This is a genomic window from Pseudoalteromonas maricaloris, from assembly GCF_024746855.1.
GTDB classification, from domain to species: domain Bacteria; phylum Pseudomonadota; class Gammaproteobacteria; order Enterobacterales; family Alteromonadaceae; genus Pseudoalteromonas; species Pseudoalteromonas maricaloris.
The window spans coordinates 1965023-1984058 of record NZ_CP024625.1 but is presented as its reverse complement, the minus strand read 5'-3'; the positions used below and the strand labels follow the sequence as shown (position 1 = coordinate 1984058).

The window sequence follows — 19036 nt, the reverse complement described above, 5'->3', positions numbered from 1 at the left end:
CTAGCGTTCGGCTGCTTGACTAAGCTTACTATTACTTTTTTTTAGGCGATGATTTTGCCATTTAAGCTTAGATAAAACCGACGCTGTTACAAGTAAACCAATAACTATCCCAAGAGCTAAGCAAATACTCATTAAGGTTGCGAGTGGTAACTCTGCACTTGCAATTACAAAATTGACATTAACAACTTGTGGATTTTGTGTTCCAACTAAAAATGCAATCAGTATGGCAACAACAGCTAATCCCTTTTTCAATACTGCAACCAAGTTTAGCTCCGTTAGACTTAATTATTTAAGCTTTCGTTTACTCTATCGCGCAGCTCTTTGCCTGGCTTAAAGTGTGGTACGTATTTACCATCCAATTCTACTGTCTCGCCCGTTTTAGGATTACGACCAGTGCGAGGAGAACGGAAGTGAAGCGAGAAACTACCAAAGCCTCGGATTTCGATACGTTCCGAGTCTGATAATGAGCCAGCCATTTGTTCAAGGATTTCTTTTACCGCATTCTCTACATCTTTAACAGGAACGTGAGCGTGCTGCAGTGCAAGTTGTTCTATCAATTCAGACTTTGTCATAATGTTTCCTTTAGTGTAAAAGGAAGGGCTAAGCGCCCTTCCTAGTTTAAAGACTGATTAATTAGTCTTTTTGAGCATTTTTGAAAGCTGCAGCCATTGCGTTTTCGAACGCAGGCTCATCTTTCTTAAGCTTCTCTAGTACTTCTTTTTCTTCAGCTTCGTAGATAGCTTTAACTGATAGGCTGATAGTGCGGTTCTTACGATCAACACCTACAAATTTAGCTTCGATTTCGTCGCCTTCAGAAACAGCAGCAGTCGCGTCTTCAACACGCTCTTGCGCGATGTCAGCTACACGGATGTAACCTTCAACGCCTTCGATTAGCTCAACAGTTGCGCCTTTAGCATCAACTTCAGTCACTTTACCTTTAACAATAGCACCTTTTTTGTTGGCGTCTAGGTAGTTAGTGAATGGATCAGCGTCGATTTGCTTAACGCCTAGAGAGATACGCTCACGCTCTGGGTCAACCTGTAGAACGATAGCTGTGATTTCGTCACCTTTCTTGTACTCACGTACAGCTTCTTCGCCTGGAGTGTTCCAAGAGATATCAGATAGGTGTACAAGACCGTCGATACCGCCGTCAAGACCGATGAAGATACCGAAGTCAGTGATAGACTTGATCTTACCAGAAACTTGGTCGCCTTTGTTGTTAAGACGAGCAAATTCTTGCCAAGGGTTAGCTTTACACTGCTTAAGACCTAGAGAAATACGACGACGCTCTTCGTCGATTTCAAGAACCATAACTTCAACAGTATCACCTAGTGAAACTACTTTTGAAGGGTGGATGTTCTTGTTAGTCCAATCCATTTCTGAAACGTGTACTAGACCTTCAACGCCTTCTTCGATTTCAACGAAACAGCCGTAGTCAGTTAGGTTAGTTACACGACCAGTAAGCTTAGCACCTTCTGGGTAACGACCAGCGATAGCAGCCCATGGATCTTCGCCAAGTTGCTTAAGACCTAGAGAAACACGTGTCTTCTCTTTGTCGAACTTAAGTACTTTAACGTTGATTTCGTCACCTACGTTCACGATCTCTGAAGGGTGCTTAACACGCTTCCAAGCCATGTCAGTGATGTGTAGAAGACCGTCAACACCACCTAAGTCTACGAATGCACCGTAGTCTGTAAGGTTCTTAACGATACCCTTAACTTCTTGACCTTCAACAAGGTTTTGAAGAAGCTCTTCACGCTCTTGTGAGTTCTCAGATTCGATAACAGCACGACGTGAAACAACAACGTTGTTGCGCTTCTGGTCTAGCTTGATAACTTTGAACTCTAGCTCTTTACCTTCAAGGTGAGCTGTGTCGCGAACTGGACGTACATCAACAAGTGAACCAGGTAGGAATGCACGGATTGAATCAACTTCAACTGTGAAACCGCCTTTAACTTTACCGTTGATCATACCAACAACAGTTTCGTGCTCTTCACATGCTTTCTCTAGACGGATCCAAGCTTCGTGACGCTTCGCTTTCTCACGAGAAAGGATAGTCTCACCGAAACCGTCTTCGATAGCGTCAAGTGCTACATCAACTTCGTCGCCAACAGCAACTTCTAGTTCACCAGCAGCATTTTTGAATTGCTCTGCAGGGATTGCACTTTCAGACTTAAGGCCAGCATCAACAAGAACAACGTTGTTCTCGATAGCGATTACTGTACCTTTAACGATTGAGCCTTGCTCAACTTCAAAACCCTGTAGGCTTTCTTCAAATAACTGCGCAAAATTTTCTGACATACTAAATACGTCTCTATAAAGTTAAATTACCAATTAGCAACCATGCTGCATGGGGTTGTTAAATAAACACTAGCTTCCTGCCTGTGTCATTAAAAAATTACTTAGGTAAACAACTTTTTGGAAGTTTACCGGCCACAATGGCGTCTTGAATAAAAGACATAACCTGTTTGAACACTTGCTCAGCATTATGCTCAGTTGTATCAACAACTATCGCATCGCTAGCAGGAACTAATGGGGCAACCTTGCGATTCATATCGCGATCATCGCGAGCTTTAATGTCTTCTAACAGACCACTTAGTGTAACATCATGGCCTTTCTCATTCAACTCAACAAATCGCCTGCGAGCACGTTCTTCTGCACTTGCAGTCAAATAAATTTTAAGTTCAGCATCAGGGAACACCACCGTTCCCATATCACGTCCATCTGCAATTAAGCCAACTTCAGTTCTAAAAGCGCGCTGACGTCGTAATAATGCTTCTCTCACTCGAGGTAGCGCCGCAATTTTTGACGCTGCTGCGCCGACTTCTTCATTGCGAATGGTGTTAGTCACATCTTCACCTTCAAGTACAATTTTGCTTTTTTTAGTTTCTTTATCGATAGAAAATTGTACATCCAAATTGGCAGCGAGTGGGACCAACCCCTCTTCGTTATCAGTTGCAATTTGGTGGTGTAATGCTGCTAACGAAAGCACGCGATAAATCGCACCGCTATCCAACACTTCCCAATTTAATGTTTCAGCTAACAAGCGACAAACAGTTCCTTTGCCTGAACCACTTGGGCCGTCTACGGTGATAACTGGCATAGCTGCCTGCATTTAGACCTCCTAAAAATGCTCACCTGAATTTGACGGCGCATAGTATACGTCAATTTGCTGAATATATCCTTATTTACCTGTCATTTTTTGTTATATCTCAAATTATTAGTACAGTGAAAGGTGCAAAATGTCAGGTGCAGACTGGCTTTGATTGAATAAAATTCAGTCAAATATGCGTGTATTTGACTTTGTTATGATGACTATTTTAGAGAAGATTTTAAGGTGCTGAACATCTTCAACACCTTGGATGAAATTAATACTGACTAATGCTTTCTAACACTGAAAAATAGGTTGGGAAAGTTTTTGCCGTACATTTAGGGTCGTTAATCGTGATAGCTTGACCACCCACTGCCACCATCGAAAAACACATCGCAATGCGATGGTCATTGTATGTGTCTACATCCGTAAAATTAAAATTAGCCGGTGGTGTAACTTCGATAAAGTCGTGCCCTTCTACCACTTCTGCGCCTACTTTTTTAAGTTCAGTCGCCATAGCAGCTAGCCTATCGGTTTCTTTCACGCGCCAATTGTAGATATTACGAATTGCTGTTTTACCTTTTGCGAATAGCGCTACGGTTGCAAGCGTCATCGCTGCATCGGGAATAGCATTGGCGTCAATGTCCACACCATTTAGCTCTCCTTTTCGGACAACGATACGCTCATCATGCCAATCAATGTCTGCACCGACTTGTTCCATCACTTTGGCAAAACCGATATCACCTTGCACACTTTGTTTACCCACTCCCTTTATTTCAATTTCGCCTCCTGCAATTGCAGCTGCTGCGATGAAATAAGAGGCTGATGAGGCATCTCCTTCGACCATAAGTGTTCCAGGAGATTGATACTGTTGGCCTGCTTTTACCACAAAATGTTGATAATCGTGGTTTTCGACATGAACCCCAAAGTGCGCCATCACGCCAATGGTAATATCAATATAAGGCTTTGAAACCAGTTCACCTTTAATCGCAATATTCGTATCGCCACTAAAAAGCGGTGCTGCCATCAATAATGCAGTTAAGAATTGGCTTGAGATACTGCCGTCAATCTCAACTTCACCACCAGCAAGTTGCTTACCTGTAATTTTTAACGGCGGGTAGTCTTTGTTTTTGAGATATTGAATATCGGCACCAAGCGTTTGCATGGCATCAACAAGATGGCCAATTGGACGCTCTTCCATTCGTGGCTCACCAATCAGTTCATAATCACCGGGTATAGCTGCAAGCACTGCAGTTAATGGGCGATATGCTGTACCGGCATTGCCTAAAAATAGCGCCTCAACGGGGGTATTAAAGTTACCACCATTTCCTTTGACCAGTGCCACCGTATTATCGTTTTCTAACGATACTTCAACGCCTAACTGAGACAATGCGCCTAACATATGGCGGATGTCATCGCTATCCAATAAGTTCGTCACTTTTGTCGTGCCTTCGCACAACGCTGCAAGCAACAAAATACGATTTGATAAGCTTTTAGAGCCAGGTAGCGTCACACTGCCACTGACTTTAGTAATAGGCTTGAGAGTCAATTGTTCCATCAACTATTCTCCCGTGCGAATTTATCCATAAATGCAACTAACGCTTTGATCCCTTCAATTGGCATGGCGTTGTATATACTAGCTCGCATACCGCCAACAAAACGGTGGCCTTCAAGTGCAATTAAGCCGTTTTGTTCTGCCTCTGCCAAGAATTTAGCATTTAGGCTGTCATCATTTAACCAAAATGGTACGTTCATCAATGAGCGACAATGTTTTGCAACTTTGTTTGAATAGAAATCAGAGCCATCAATATAATCGTATAAAATGGCTGCTTTTTCTTGATTGTGCGCTTCCATGGCTTTAACACCACCAATGCTTTCAAGATACTTGAACACCTCAAACGCAAGATACCATGCAAATGTCGGTGGTGTGTTGTACATGCTTTGCTGATCAGCCTCAATGGCGTAATCAAGTATAGCAGGTCTTGGCAACCCTTCACGCTTCAATAACGTCTTGCGTACAATGGCGATACTGAGCCCTGAAGGACCGATATTTTTTTGTGCACCAGCATAGATCAAATCAAAGTCATCGACGTTAATTTCGCGAGATAAAATATTGGAAGACATATCCGCTACAATTGGTGCGGTTGCATGCTTTGGAACGTCAAAGATTTCGATACCGTCGATGGTTTCGTTTGGACAATAGTGAATATATGAAGCGTTTTCTGGTAACTTCCATTCGGAGACAGGTAAAATGTCGAATTGACCATTTTCGTCAGTACGGATATTAATCGCATGCGTTTGCGTGAATTTTTCACCTTCTTTCGTCGCACCGGTAGACCAGATCCCGTTCTCGATATATACGCCAGGTACACCATCTACATGTAGATTTAACGGTACAGCAGCAAAGTGACCTCGGCCACCACCATGCATAAACAGGACTTCAAATTCATCAGAGATGTTCATCAAACGACGTAAGCTTGCTTCGCATTGCTTTGCCATTTCGAGATACGGTGCCGAACGATGGCTCACTTCCATCACCGAAACACCCAGATTTTGCCAATCTAGAAATTCTTTTTGCGCTTTTTTCATAACTTCAACAGGTAACATCGCAGGACCCGCGCAAAAATTATAAACCGTCATATTTTTCCTCATTCCAAATAATCTAGATCATCCAAAGAATAGCGTTATTCTCATGACTTTTAGGATGAACAGTGGGCTGCCCGACTAAAACGTCGGATTGTTGGTAGCCTTAATTTATCAGGCTTCAGGCTCTTGTCATAGAGGAACAGATTGAAAAAATTGACAGAAAGAAAAAAAGCGACCGAAGTCGCTTTTTTTGGGTAGGATTTTTTTATTCCTCTGCGTCAGATCCCGCAGCAGGTGTTGCTTCACCTTCTAGCTCTGCAATGTCACCTTCAGACAACTCTTGCACTTCAATTTCTTCGATGCGTTGAAGACCTACTACCTTTTCTTCTTCCATTGTACGGATCAGAATAACACCTTGGGTGTTACGGCCAACCGTAGAAACTTCGTTTACACGCGTTCTAACTAGCGTACCACGGTTTGAGATCAACATGATTTCATCGTTATCATCAACTTGAACCGCGCCAACCACAGAACCATTTCTTTCAGTTACTTTGATTGACACAACACCTTGTGTTGCACGGCTCTTCGCTGGGTACTCTTCAAGCGGTGTACGCTTACCATAACCATTTTCAGTTACGGTCAAGATTGCACCATCGCCTTGTGGTACGATTAGTGATACCACTTTCACGTCATCAGGCATCTTGATACCACGAACACCGGTTGCTGTACGGCCCATCGGACGTAAAGCCAACATTTCTTCGCCAGTTTCAGGGTCGCGCTTCACTTCACCTGTTTCTGAATCTCGCTGCTTCTCGTTAAAGCGTACAACTTTACCATGCTCAGTAAATAGCATGATGTCATTTTCACCTGTAGTGATATTAGCACCGATCAGGCTATCGCCTTCGTTCAAGTTGATAGCAATAATACCACTTGCACGCTGACGGCTGTATGCAGTCAGAGGTGTTTTCTTAACGATACCACTTGCCGTTGCCATGACGATAAACTTATCTTCTTCGTATTCACGAACTGGTAAAATTGTCGTAATACGCTCATCAGCTTCGAGTGGTAACAAGTTAACAATTGGCTTACCGCGCGCCGCACGTGATGCAAGCGGCAGCTGGTAAACTTTCAACCAATACAAGCGGCCAGAAGTGGAGAAACAAAGAATTGTATCGTGAGTATTTGCAACGAGTAGACGTTCGATAAAGTCTTCATCTTTCATCTTAGTTGCAGATCGCCCTTTACCACCACGACGCTGAGCTTCGTAATCGCTAAGAGGTTGATACTTCACATAGCCTTCGTGAGAAAGCGTCACTACAACGTCTTCTTCGTTGATCAAATCTTCTAGACTGATATCGTGCGCAGCAGCAGTGATCTCTGTGCGACGCTCATCACCATACGTTTCTTTGATTTCAACTAACTCATCGCGGATCACTTCCATCAAACGCTCTGGAGTAGAAAGGATGTACAGTAGCTCAGCGATTAAATCGAGCAGTTCTTTGTATTCTGCTAGAATTTTCTCGTGCTCAAGACCCGTTAATTTGTGTAGTCTTAAGTCTAGAATTGCTTGGGCTTGTTGCTCAGACAAATAGTACTGACCATCACGGATCCCTAATTCTTCCGCTAACCAATCTGGACGCGCAACATTTTCTTCGCCAGTACGCTCAAGCATTGATTTAACGTTACCAAGATCCCAAGCTCGTGCAGTTAGCGCCGCTTTCGCTTCTGCTGGAGTTGGTGACTTACGAATAAGCTCAATGATTGGGTCAATGTTGGCTAGCGCAATTGCGAGGCCTTCAAGCGTATGCGCTCGGTCTCTTGCCTTTCGCAGGTCAAATACAGTACGACGCGTTACCACTTCACGACGGTGAATAATAAACGCATCAAGCATTTCTTTCAGGTTGAAACACTTGGGCTGGTTGTTATCTAGTGCAACCATATTGATGCCAAACACAGTTTGTAGTTGTGTTTGAGCGTATAGGTTGTTTAGTACAACCTCACCGACTTCGCCGCGTTTGATTTCAATAACAATACGCATACCGTCTTTATCAGACTCGTCGCGTAGTGCACTGATCCCTTCAACCTTTTTATCTTTAACAAGCTCTGCAATCTTTTCGATTAGTCTTGCTTTGTTAACTTGGTAAGGAATTTCATGAACGATGATGGTTTCTTTGTTTGTTTTCTCATCGACTTCGATTTCAGCTTTCGCGCGGATATAGATCTTACCACGGCCTGTTTTATAGGCTTGTTCGATGCCGTTTTTACCGCTAATGATGGCGGCAGTCGGGAAATCAGGACCCGGAATATAGTCGATTAACTCTTCAATAGTGATGTCTGGATTCTGGATCACAGCCAAACAGCCATTGATCACCTCAGTTAAGTTGTGAGGTGGAATATTGGTCGCCATACCAACCGCGATACCAGATGAACCATTCACCAATAGGTTAGGCACTTTAGTTGGTAACACATCTGGAATTTGCTCTGTACCATCGTAGTTTGGTACATAATCAACGGTTTCTTTTTCAAGGTCAGCAAGTAACTCGTGAGCGACTTTCGCCATACGTACTTCGGTATAACGCATCGCAGCTGCAGAGTCACCATCAACAGAACCAAAGTTACCTTGTCCATCTACGAGCATATAGCGTAGAGAGAAAGGCTGAGCCATACGTACAATAGTATCGTAAACCGCGCTATCACCATGCGGGTGATATTTACCGATTACGTCACCAACTACACGAGCTGACTTTTTATAAGGTTTGTTCCAGTCATTTTTAAGTTCATTCATCGCGAACAATACACGACGGTGAACAGGCTTTAGGCCGTCACGTACGTCAGGTAATGCACGACCTACGATTACACTCATTGCATAATCTAGGTATGAATTTTTTAATTCATCTTCGATATTGACTGGCAGGATTTCATTGGCGAGATCAGACATTTGACTCCACTTTCCTTCAGTGTCCACCCCTTTTGTGTCACACTACAACTTGTGTTGAGATGCTATCTGAATATCAAATTGCTCTTTCTGCTGAAGCGCCAATTAAACGCGCTTCAAAAAATAGCCGAATTGCCTCAGAGTATCAGCGGGGGCTTTGTTTATTATAAAATTCGTCAAGCATGCTAACACACTTTTTACCGTTTTACAGGTGCTATTTTTATCTAATCCCCTTTATAATGCGCTCAATTCGACGAGGAAGTTTTTTATGACCGAACATCAAAATGTAGACCCTAATGAAATCGCTAAATTTGAAGAAATAGCAGAGCGCTGGTGGGACCGAGAGGGAGAGTTTAAACCATTACACGACATTAACCCGTTGAGATTGGACTTTATTAACGATAAGTGTGAAGGCCTATTTGCAAAAACAGTATTGGATGTCGGTTGTGGTGGCGGGATTTTAACAGAAAGCATGGCTAAGCTGGGTGCAAATGCAACCGGTATCGATATGGGGCAAGAGCCGCTTAACGTCGCAAAGCTCCACGCATTAGAGGTCGGCGTTAACGTAGACTATCAAAAAGTGCCAGCGGAAGAATTCGCAGCCATGCACCAAAGTGAATTCGATGTAGTAACTTGCATGGAAATGCTAGAACACGTACCAGACCCAGAATCCATTATTCGTTCAGTCGCACAGCTAGTTAAGCCCGGCGGTCATGTATTTTTTTCTACCTTAAACAAAACTACAAAAGCGTATTTACTAGCTATCGTCGCTGCTGAAAAGCTGCTTAAAATGGTTCCTGAAGGCACGCATGAGCATGATAAGTTTATTCGCCCTTCGACCTTAATTGACTGGGCTGAAAAGTACGACCTCAAAGTTAGAGCTGCGACAGGGATTAACTACAACCCTATCGGCAAAACATTTACCTTAACGAAAGACGTTTCAGTTAACTACATTCTACACTTTGAGAAGCTGGCATGATCCAAGCGGTACTATTTGATTTAGACGGCACCTTGCTGGATACCAGTGATGATTTGGGCGCTGCACTAAACCACGTTTTAACTGCTAATAAAATGCCTACTGTCGGCAAACAGGTATATAGCAGTGCGATTTCAAACGGCGTAGCAGCGATGTTGCAGGTAGGATTTGGTGAGTCATTAAAGCACTACGACACTCAGGTTTTACGTCAAGGTGTACTCGACTACTACCTGGCGAATTTATCTGTACATTCCCAATGCTTTGCGCAAATTGGTGAGTTATTAGCGGCACTTCTAGAAAAAGAGATTCAGATTGGGATCATGACCAACAAACCTGAGTTTTTAACACTTCCGCTACTAAAACAGATCCCTGAACTTGCAAAGATCGAGACAGTAGTATGCGGAGATACACTGGCGGTGGCCAAACCTAATCCCGAGCCTTTACTGTTAGTGGCGTCAAAATTGGGGGTGTCACCAGCGCAATGTATTTATGTTGGCGATGCTGAGCGAGACATTATTGCTGCAAAATCCGCAAAAATGATTAGTGCAGCGGCAATGTGGGGATTCATTCCATCTGAAGCTGAAGCTAAGTCTTGGCATGCGGATCTCTATCTTACTAACCCATTAGACACGTTATCGCATATTTAGTGTTGATAGAAAAATAAAACACCATATATTGTGTTTTTGCTATAATAGATACGAATTTGTGTAGAAAAAAATCAGTTAGAATTTTTTTTTATTTTTGCTGAAAAGCGTCATCTTTTTGTTGATTTTTCTTTGTGGGCAGATAAGTGGATTGTCATAGGTTAGTGGATACTTACATAAATAAATTATCCCAAACTTATCCACAATTCTGCCCGAGTTGTTCTCTTGCAAATTCACGTCAACCCCACTATCTTGTGATCCCTAGCCACTAGGGCACCATATATAGTGGTGGTTTGCTAAACAATTTTATATTCGTGCGATATCTAAAGCGCGTTCCTAAGGAATACAGGCACATAACATGAACCAACAGCTATCTGTATGCAAAAGAAACGGTCGCAAAGAACCGTTAGATCTAGATAAGATCCATCGTGTCATTACATGGGCGGCAGAAGGCCTAGATAACGTCTCAGTTTCTCAGGTTGAATTAAAGTCACACATCCAGTTTTATGACGGTATTCGTACTGGTGATATCCACGAAACGATTATTAAAGCTGCAGCCGATCTGATCTCAAAAGAGTCTCCAGATTATCAGTATCTAGCCGCTCGTTTGGCTATTTTCCACTTGCGTAAGAAAGCCTATGGCTGTTTTGAGCCGCCGCACTTACACGACCATGTGGTAAAGCTGGTTGAAGACAAGCGCTATGATCAGCATCTTCTTACTGATTACACAAAAGCAGAGTTTGATGAGCTAAACAACTACATCGATCATAGTCGAGATATGAACTTCAGCTATGCAGCTGTTAAGCAGTTGGAAGGTAAGTACCTTGTACAAAACCGCGTAACGGGTGAAATCTATGAAAGTGCGCAGTTCTTATATGTTCTTGTAGCTGCTAGCCTGTTTGCAAACTACCCGAAAGAAACGCGTCTAGATTACATTAAGCGATTCTACGATGCGGTTTCAACATTCAAAATTTCATTACCAACGCCAATTATGGCGGGTGTTCGTACGCCGACACGTCAGTTTAGTTCATGCGTACTGATTGAATGTGCTGATAGCCTAGATTCAATCAACGCAACTTCTTCTGCGATTGTAAAATACGTCAGTCAGCGCGCTGGTATTGGTATTAACGCAGGTCGTATTCGTGCACTAGGTAGCCCAATCAGAAATGGTGAAGCGTACCACACAGGATGTATTCCGTTTTATAAGCACTTCCAAACGGCTGTTAAAAGCTGTTCTCAAGGCGGTGTGCGTGGTGGCGCAGCTACCCTATTCTACCCGCTTTGGCATCTTGAAGTTGAAAACCTATTAGTACTAAAAAATAACCGTGGTGTTGAAGAGAACCGTGTGCGTCATTTAGATTATGGCGTGCAGTTCAACAAAACCATGTATAGCCGCCTAATTAAAGACGACTATATCACGCTATTTAGTCCATCAGATGTGCCAGGTCTTTACGACGCATTCTTTGAAGATCAAGATAAATTCGAAGAACTGTATGTTAAGTACGAGCAAGATGAGTCTATTCGTAAGAAACGCATTAAAGCGATTGAATTATTCTCAATGTTTGCGCAAGAACGTGCGAGCACCGGTCGTATTTATCTGCAAAACGTTGACCACTGTAATACACACAGTCCGTTTGACTCTAAGGTTGCACCGATCCGCCAGTCAAACCTATGCCTTGAAATTGCACTACCAACGAAGCCGTTAAGCCATGTAAATGACCCTGAAGGTGAAATTGCACTTTGTACGCTTTCAGCATTTAACTTAGGTGCCATCAAGTCTCTAGATGAGCTAGAAGAGTTAGCAGAGCTTGCGGTTCGCGCACTTGATAACCTATTAGACTATCAAGACTACCCTGTTCCTGCTGCGTACAATGCAACGATGGGACGCCGTACACTGGGTATCGGTGTGATTAACTTTGCTTATTATCTTGCAAAGAATGGCGTTAAGTACTCAGACGGTAGTGCTAACGGCCTAACACACAGAACATTTGAAGCGATCCAATACTATCTGATGAAAGCATCGAATGAACTGGCAAAAGAACGTGGCGCTTGTCCTAAGTTTAACGAGACGACCTACTCACAAGGTATCATGCCAATAGATACCTATAAGCGTGACCTTGATAAAGTCTGTGAAGAGCCATTACGCCTTGACTGGGATGCATTAAGAGCAAGTATCCAAGAACATGGTATGCGTAACTCAACGTTGTCAGCCTTGATGCCGTCAGAAACATCATCGCAAATCTCAAATGCAACAAACGGTATTGAACCACCTCGTGGTCATATCAGTGTTAAAGCAAGTAAAGATGGTATCTTGAAACAAGTTGTACCTGAGTACGACCGCCTCAAAGACAACTATGAGCTACTTTGGGATATTCCATCTAACGATGGTTACCTTGCGCTAGTTGGTATTATGCAGAAGTTCATCGATCAAACTATCTCTGCAAATACCAATTATGATCCAAGTAAGTTTGAAGCGGGTAAAGTTCCTATGAAACTATTGCTAAAAGACTTACTCACCGCGTACAAACTTGGTGTTAAGACACTTTACTACCATAATACCCGCGACGGTGCTTCGGATGCTCAAGATGAGTTGAAACCAGAAGCAGAAGACGATGGCTGTGAAGGCGGCGCTTGTAAGATATAACTTTTTATGCGGGTGGTCTTCACCCGCTTTTTTAGGTATTGAGTAACACATTTATGGCATATTCTACGTTTAGCAGAAATCATAACGACCAATTAAAAGAACCGATGTTTTTCGGGCAAACAGTTAATGTATCTCGCTACGACCAACAGAAGTTCCCTATTTTCGAAAAACTAATTGAAAAGCAATTATCGTTTTTCTGGCGTCCAGAAGAAGTAGATGTAAGTAAGGATAGATTGGACTTTCAGGCACTTCCTGAGCACGAAAGACATATCTTTTTGAGCAACCTAAAATATCAAACATTGCTAGACAGTGTTCAAGGTCGCTCTCCTAACGTTGCACTTTTGCCGATCGTCTCCATCCCTGAACTTGAAACTTGGATCGAAACTTGGGCGTTTAGTGAAACGATCCACAGTCGCTCTTACACTCACATTATTCGTAATGTGACGCAAAACCCGGAAGTGATCTTTGACGACATAGTGGGCAATGACAAAATTGTTGAACGAGCGGATGCAGTGACCAAGTATTACGACGAACTGATTGAAAAGGTAAGCCTTTATAATCAGTACGGTGAAGGTAAACATGAAATTAACGGCACAACGGTCGTCATTAACTTGTTTGAGCTGAAAAAGCTCCTGTACCTTTGCATCATGTCGGTAAACATCTTAGAAGCGATCCGCTTCTACGTGAGCTTTGCCTGCTCGTTTGCTTTTGCTGAGCGAGAGCTTATGGAAGGTAATGCCAAGATCATCAAGCTAATTGCTCGTGATGAGGCGCTTCATTTGTCTGGCACACAGCATATGCTGAATATCATGCAAGAAGGCAAAGATGATCCTGAAATGTCTATCGTGGCAGCACAATGCCGTGACGAAGCGATTAAGATGTTTGTTGAAGCAGCTGAGCAAGAAAAAGAATGGGCTGAGTATCTATTTAAAGACGGCTCAATGATTGGCCTAAACAAAGATATTTTGTGTCAATACGTTGAGTACATCACAAATATTCGTATGGCAGCAGTTGGTTTACCAACACAATTTGAGACCAAATCGAATCCTATTCCGTGGATCAATGCTTGGCTTGTTTCTGACAATGTTCAGGTTGCACCACAGGAAGCTGAGATCAGCTCATACCTTGTTGGACAAATCGACTCTGAAGTAGATGCCTCTGACTTTGGCGATTTCGACTTGTAATGGTTGAAAAGCCATCCTTCCTAATTCAGGTTGAGAATATTGAGGAGCCACTGGAATATGTGGCTTCTTCGTCTTCGATACTTGAAACCCTTGAAGCCGCAAATATCGAAGTCCCCTATCAATGTCGCGAGGGTTTTTGCGGCGCCTGCCGCGCCAAGCTCATCGAAGGACAAACACAGTACGCAAACGAGCCACTTGCTTTTGTGAGAGATGGGGAAGTTTTATTGTGTTGTAGCAGACCCACAAGCCATATTAAAATAGAGTTGCCATAAATAACCAAAACCCAAGAGATAACAACTTGTCTAATAGCCGTTATCTCTAACTAATACGTTAAATCAGCTTGGTAATTTGAGTACGAATGTAGTGTTCACTATCAGTAACACTCATCGCCCCATTTTCAAAAATCACATCCCAATGCAAACTTCGCGTCAGCATTTCACACAATTCAACCACAAAGTCCTTAGGAATACTAAACACAGAGAAAGATCCAATAAACTGCAATTGCGCTCGACGCTCTTCAAACCATTGCTCACCGTCAGCACACAATATCACAACCTTAGCATAAAGCTTTTCATACTTGAGTATCTCATCGACCTCTAAGGTACCAATAAACAAAGCAACTTCAACCTGTTCGTTGTCATCTTCTAGCCATACATCCGGCCAATATTTTTTCTCCGCCTTGCTCCACTTTGCCGGCTTATCAAAAGACAGTGCGCAGATCCCAAGCAATTTCATCGCAAAATGCTCGCTACTTTCTTTTGACAACATGGCGGTAGTAAACGCTTCTTCATGGTGGCTATGGTGAAATAAGTCAGCAACCTTAATCCTTGCCTTGAAAACAAATGGCTTGTTCATTATGTTGTGCTCACTTTAGCTTGTTTTTTAACTATAGCTGTAATTCTAATTTCAACAATAACTAAGTTATAGTATAACGTTATTGATCCGCAAAATTTGTAGTGTTATATTATCACTCTATTAGTCGAACAGCTCACTCGTTCAATACATAACCTAACTCGTGGTAATAAAAATATGTTTAAGCAGTCTCTTATCGCCAGCGCATTAATTTCAATAATAGGTGCAGCGCCAGCTTATGCTGCACAACTAACAGGTAAAGTTGTTGATGCAAACAACCAACCGCTCAGTAACGCCACTATCCACCTTCATGGCAAAAGCAAATCGGTAAAGTCAGATAAATTTGGCCAATTTACGATTGAGCTCGATGCTGACTCGCAGCTTCATATCTCAAAGCCAAACTACTTAGACCATCGTATTAATGTTACCGAAGAACAAGGTTTCGTACGTGTTGAGCTAACACCAACGTCCGTTGAGAGCATAGTTGTTTATTCTTCTGCCCTGCACAAAAATAGTATGGAAATGACCTCTCCAGTGAGTGTATTAAGCGGTGATGAACTAAAAAACCGTGCAAAACCCACACTGGGTGAAACACTAAAAGGCCAACCTGGGATCAATGCTAGTTACTTTGGTCCGGTAAGTTCAAGCCCTATTATCCGTGGCTTAGATGGACCGCGAGTCAAAATCACGCAAAATGGGTTAGACAGTAGCGATGCCTCGCGCGTTGGTCCTGATCATGCCAACACCAACGACTCGCTTGCAGCGCAACAGATTGAAGTGCTAAGAGGCCCAGCTACCCTACTATACGGCTCAGGTGCAATAGGTGGTGTGGTTAATGTCGTTGATAATCGTATTCCGACTGATGTGATCGAAAGCCTTCAGGGCGCAGCCGACTATAGCCATGATACCAACTCAAATACCAATACCTATGCGGTGTTATTAGAATCAGGCTTTGACGGCTTTAACTTCCATTTCGATGGCGTTAAGCGTAAAGGTGGTGACTATGAAACCCCTAATTTCGCGCTTCCACACGACGAACATGAAGAACACGAGCATGAACATGAACATGAAAGCGAAGATCATGCCCACGAAGCAGAAGAACATGAAACAGAGTACGCCAATCGCGTCGATAATACCTTTATCGACTCTGAGCAATTTAATTTAGGTACAAGTTACGTCGGCGATCATCTGACCGTTGGTTTCTCTTATGGCCGTGTTGATACCGACTACGGCATTCCTGCTCACTCTCATATTGGTCATGACCATGATCACGAGCATGAAGAAGAAGGGCAAGACCACGAAGAAGAATCCGTATTTGCTCGAGTAAAGCAAGACCGTTGGCAAGGGCTTGTAAATTATGCAGTACACAGTGATTGGCTTGAATCTGTTGGTCTACGTGTCGGCTACACCGATTACGAACATGCTGAAATTGAAGATGGAAACATAGGTACTGTATTTGAAAATGATACAACCGAGTTACGCTTAACTGCAGAGCACCGCTTAGGTGAATGGCACGGCACTGTTGGTTATCATTTCTCCGACAGCGATTACGCCGCGAACGGTGAAGAAGCTTTTACACCATCGACCAATACCAAAACGCACGCACTTTATATCCTTGAAGAACGTCGTTTTGGAGACTTCACACTTGAGTTAGGTGCTCGTATTGAAGACTACCAGTTATCAAGCAAAGGCAACCAGCTAGAAGTATATGAAGAAGATCACGACCATGGTGGTAACTTAGATAATGGGTTTATTTCTTATGACCTAGAAATGACCAATCTAAGCTTGTCTATTGGTGGTGTGTACGACTTTGCTGAAGGCCAAAACGTTGCCGTTTCGCTGTCTCGCTCGGAGCGCGCACCATTAACCGCCGAATTGCTTTCAAATGGCATTCATATCGCAACCAGCACCTATGAACTAGGGCTTGGTTATGAGCTAGAAGGTGATCATTTACACTTTGAGCCGCAAGATATCGAACAAGAAACATCAAACAACCTAGACATTAGCTTTAGAAAGTTCTCAGGTGACTTTGGCTATACCGTTAATTTCTTCTATAACGACATCGAAAACTTCTACTATCAGGCATTAACAGACTATATCTTTAGTCCAGAGCACGGTTTAGAAGTGGCGGATCATACACATGAAGGCGCTGTTCCAGTGTTTAAGTTTAAAAGCAGTGATGCCAAACTATACGGCCTTGAGTTTGATGCCCATTACAAACTAAGCAACTTTGCACGCGTCAAACTGTTTGGTGATTCGCTGACAGCGAAGTTAGATAACGACGAATATTTACCACGTATCCCAAGCAACAAGCTAGGTCTTGATTACGAACACAGTTATGAGAACCTAACAGCGAACTTCACGGTGACGCATTATTTCAAGCAAGACAACATCGCGAGCTATGAAAGTGAAACTAAGGGCTATACGTTAGTGGATATGTCGTTTAATTATGACTTTGAGTTTATGGGCAGTGACATGGTTGGTTATGTTAACCTTGATAACCTAACAGATGAGCTAGGCTTTGTGCATAGCTCGTTTATCAAAGAGCAAGCCCCTCTTCCTGGTCGTAACATCAAGCTTGGCATTAGAGGCTACTTTTAATACCGATTCCTTTCTTTTATAGAAACCAAAAAGCTACCTCTTATGGGTAGCTTTTTTATTTGGATTATTTATATTTTACTACTTCTTATACTCAACGTGATGAAGTTCTCAAAGTTGGTAGCGTCTAAAATATCAAGCGTGAACCTATGGCTATTCACCCAACGAGATAATATCCAATCAATGTTAGGATCTTTCAAATCACGCAGTGCAAGGATAAAGTCGCCTGTTGATGCTCCGCTTTTAACATGTGCTGCATAAAAAGTACGTAGTAAATGATTAAACCTTTCCTCTCCTAGCTCATGATGCAAAAGCGCAAAAAATAGCGCCCCTACCGAATAGGCATTAAGCCCAGCTTTTCCATACTCTTCAAACGCAGTCGTTAAATATTTAGGCTGTTTAACGAACTGGTTTTTTGCTCGTTTTAGTACGTTTGTCATATGCGAGCTTAAAGACACCCTTTTATTCAGCCGTGAATCCGTTAAATATTCTAAAAAGGTAGCCTTACCTTCATTCCAGCGTGGTGAGTAGCTTTCATTCGAACGTGGGTCCCATAGATGACTCAGTTCGTGATACAAACGAGTTACCTCCACAAACCCCTCGCTGTCTTGAATAATTGCGGTAACATCAGCTTGAGCACCAAACCCCTTTGGGATCTCTATAAAGCTAAACTCACCAGTGCTTTGACGTTGACCAAACCAACTTTCATACAATGTTATGGTTTGTTTTGCCTTTTCCATATAGTCAGTTGCATATTTATTTCCCGGTAACGTAAATAGCTTAAAGCCATGCCCTTTTGTCACGGTATATGGTGCGACCATGAAGTCCATTCTCCATGAGGGTTTCTGGTTTTTGTATGAATAAACCTTTCGTCCTTGATCGGTTTCTGTTACGCCTAGTAAAATTCCACCATTTGCTACTACTAAGCCGCTATCCACTTCGATGCTAGCGGTGTAGTTATACAGCTTCTGCCAAAAGCGTGACGCGCGATTGACCCTATCATCAGGCACTGTGATGAGCGGATAAGCATATGCGTCCATACGAATAATAGAAAACAAAGGGGTAATGTCATCTTTAATATAAGCCATCCCAGTTTCTACATACCCCTTTATATGGCCAGAATAATTAACAGTAAAAGTTGTTTGTTGATCGGGTTGGAGCGCCTCAGATAACGATAATTTAATATAATTAGACTGAAATAGTGAGTCATCAATATTACTTACTACTCCTTGTGTATAGTTGAGGGACTTACCCGCTTCCGAAGTGATATCGACAACACTAAGCAAGCGATAAAGTCTTAATGGGATTACTCTAGTTGGTGTTGTTCCTTGATTTTTAACCGTTATCGTTGCGCTGCCAGATAGATTGCTTGTTTGTGTATGTATGTTGAGATTGAGATGATAGTTGGTTGCAAATGTTTCTATTTTTTCAATGCTGGGGAGCTCGCTTGCTGAAGCAGAAATGCAGCTTAGCCACAAAAAAATACGTAGCAAATACATCGTCTATCCTTAATATTATTTTGTTGT

15 protein-coding genes are annotated in these 19036 nt (G+C 42.6%); 6 read left to right on the top strand and 9 right to left on the bottom strand.

What is annotated here, in order from left to right; translation table 11 throughout:
- From CTT31_RS08555 to gyrA, 7 genes are all read right to left on the bottom strand, one after another.
- Positions 1–264: a lipopolysaccharide assembly protein LapA domain-containing protein gene (locus CTT31_RS08555; protein ID WP_045990774.1), complete on the bottom strand. Its 264-nt coding sequence runs from the start codon at positions 262–264 to the stop codon at positions 1–3.
- A 17-nt stretch (positions 265–281) separates the two neighbouring features.
- On the bottom strand, positions 282–572 hold the full coding sequence (ihfB, locus tag CTT31_RS08550) for an integration host factor subunit beta (RefSeq protein WP_010377033.1): 291 nt from the start codon (positions 570–572) through the stop codon (positions 282–284).
- 61 nt (positions 573–633) lie between these two features.
- Positions 634–2301: a 30S ribosomal protein S1 gene (gene rpsA, locus CTT31_RS08545; RefSeq protein WP_017217321.1), complete on the bottom strand. Its 1668-nt coding sequence runs from the start codon at positions 2299–2301 to the stop codon at positions 634–636.
- A 97-nt stretch (positions 2302–2398) separates the two neighbouring features.
- A complete protein-coding gene (gene cmk, locus CTT31_RS08540; protein WP_017217320.1) occupies positions 2399–3115 on the bottom strand; it encodes a (d)CMP kinase in 717 nt (238 codons plus the stop codon).
- A 253-nt stretch (positions 3116–3368) separates the two neighbouring features.
- Entirely contained in the window at positions 3369–4649 is a 1281-nt protein-coding gene (gene aroA, locus CTT31_RS08535) for a 3-phosphoshikimate 1-carboxyvinyltransferase (RefSeq protein ID WP_260492353.1), read from the bottom strand.
- A complete protein-coding gene (serC, locus tag CTT31_RS08530) occupies positions 4649–5731 on the bottom strand; it encodes a 3-phosphoserine/phosphohydroxythreonine transaminase (protein ID WP_039495791.1) in 1083 nt (360 codons plus the stop codon). The genes aroA and serC overlap by 1 nt, the downstream gene beginning before the upstream one ends.
- A 211-nt stretch (positions 5732–5942) precedes the next feature.
- On the bottom strand, positions 5943–8615 hold the full coding sequence (gene gyrA / locus CTT31_RS08525; RefSeq protein WP_260492352.1) for a DNA gyrase subunit A: 2673 nt from the start codon (positions 8613–8615) through the stop codon (positions 5943–5945).
- Between the two features lie 265 nt (positions 8616–8880).
- Between gyrA and ubiG the strand changes: the two genes are divergently transcribed.
- The 5 genes from ubiG to yfaE all read left to right on the top strand — a co-directional run bounded on the left by ubiG (position 8881) and on the right by yfaE (position 14332).
- Positions 8881–9591, top strand: a complete 711-nt coding sequence (ubiG, locus tag CTT31_RS08520) for a bifunctional 2-polyprenyl-6-hydroxyphenol methylase/3-demethylubiquinol 3-O-methyltransferase UbiG (RefSeq protein ID WP_010377022.1) — start codon at positions 8881–8883, stop codon at positions 9589–9591.
- The gene (locus CTT31_RS08515; RefSeq protein ID WP_193521756.1) at positions 9588–10235 is read left to right on the top strand and encodes an HAD family hydrolase; all 648 of its coding nucleotides are present in this window, start codon (positions 9588–9590) and stop codon (positions 10233–10235) included. The genes ubiG and CTT31_RS08515 overlap by 4 nt, the downstream gene beginning before the upstream one ends.
- Before the next feature lie 355 nt (positions 10236–10590).
- Complete coding sequence (gene nrdA / locus CTT31_RS08510; protein ID WP_260492351.1) at positions 10591–12876, top strand: class 1a ribonucleoside-diphosphate reductase subunit alpha; 2286 nt, start codon at positions 10591–10593, stop codon at positions 12874–12876.
- Positions 12877–12929: 53 nt separating this feature from the next.
- The gene (nrdB, locus tag CTT31_RS08505; protein ID WP_017217314.1) at positions 12930–14060 is read left to right on the top strand and encodes a class Ia ribonucleoside-diphosphate reductase subunit beta; all 1131 of its coding nucleotides are present in this window, start codon (positions 12930–12932) and stop codon (positions 14058–14060) included.
- The gene (gene yfaE, locus CTT31_RS08500) at positions 14060–14332 is read left to right on the top strand and encodes a class I ribonucleotide reductase maintenance protein YfaE (RefSeq protein ID WP_211859801.1); all 273 of its coding nucleotides are present in this window, start codon (positions 14060–14062) and stop codon (positions 14330–14332) included. The genes nrdB and yfaE overlap by 1 nt, the downstream gene beginning before the upstream one ends.
- 58 nt (positions 14333–14390) lie before the next feature.
- On the opposite strand, the gene CTT31_RS08495 is transcribed toward yfaE, so the two are convergent.
- Complete coding sequence (locus tag CTT31_RS08495; RefSeq protein ID WP_211859800.1) at positions 14391–14915, bottom strand: YaeQ family protein; 525 nt, start codon at positions 14913–14915, stop codon at positions 14391–14393.
- A gap of 174 nt (positions 14916–15089) precedes the next feature.
- Here CTT31_RS08495 and CTT31_RS08490 point away from each other — a divergent pair, with 174 nt between their 5' ends.
- Complete coding sequence (locus CTT31_RS08490; protein WP_260492350.1) at positions 15090–17513, top strand: TonB-dependent receptor; 2424 nt, start codon at positions 15090–15092, stop codon at positions 17511–17513.
- Between the two features lie 68 nt (positions 17514–17581).
- On the opposite strand, the gene CTT31_RS08485 is transcribed toward CTT31_RS08490, so the two are convergent.
- Positions 17582–19009 (bottom strand): M1 family aminopeptidase, encoded by a 1428-nt coding sequence (locus CTT31_RS08485; protein WP_235368123.1) that lies wholly within the window; start codon positions 19007–19009, stop codon positions 17582–17584.
- Positions 19010–19036 lie beyond the last annotated feature (27 nt).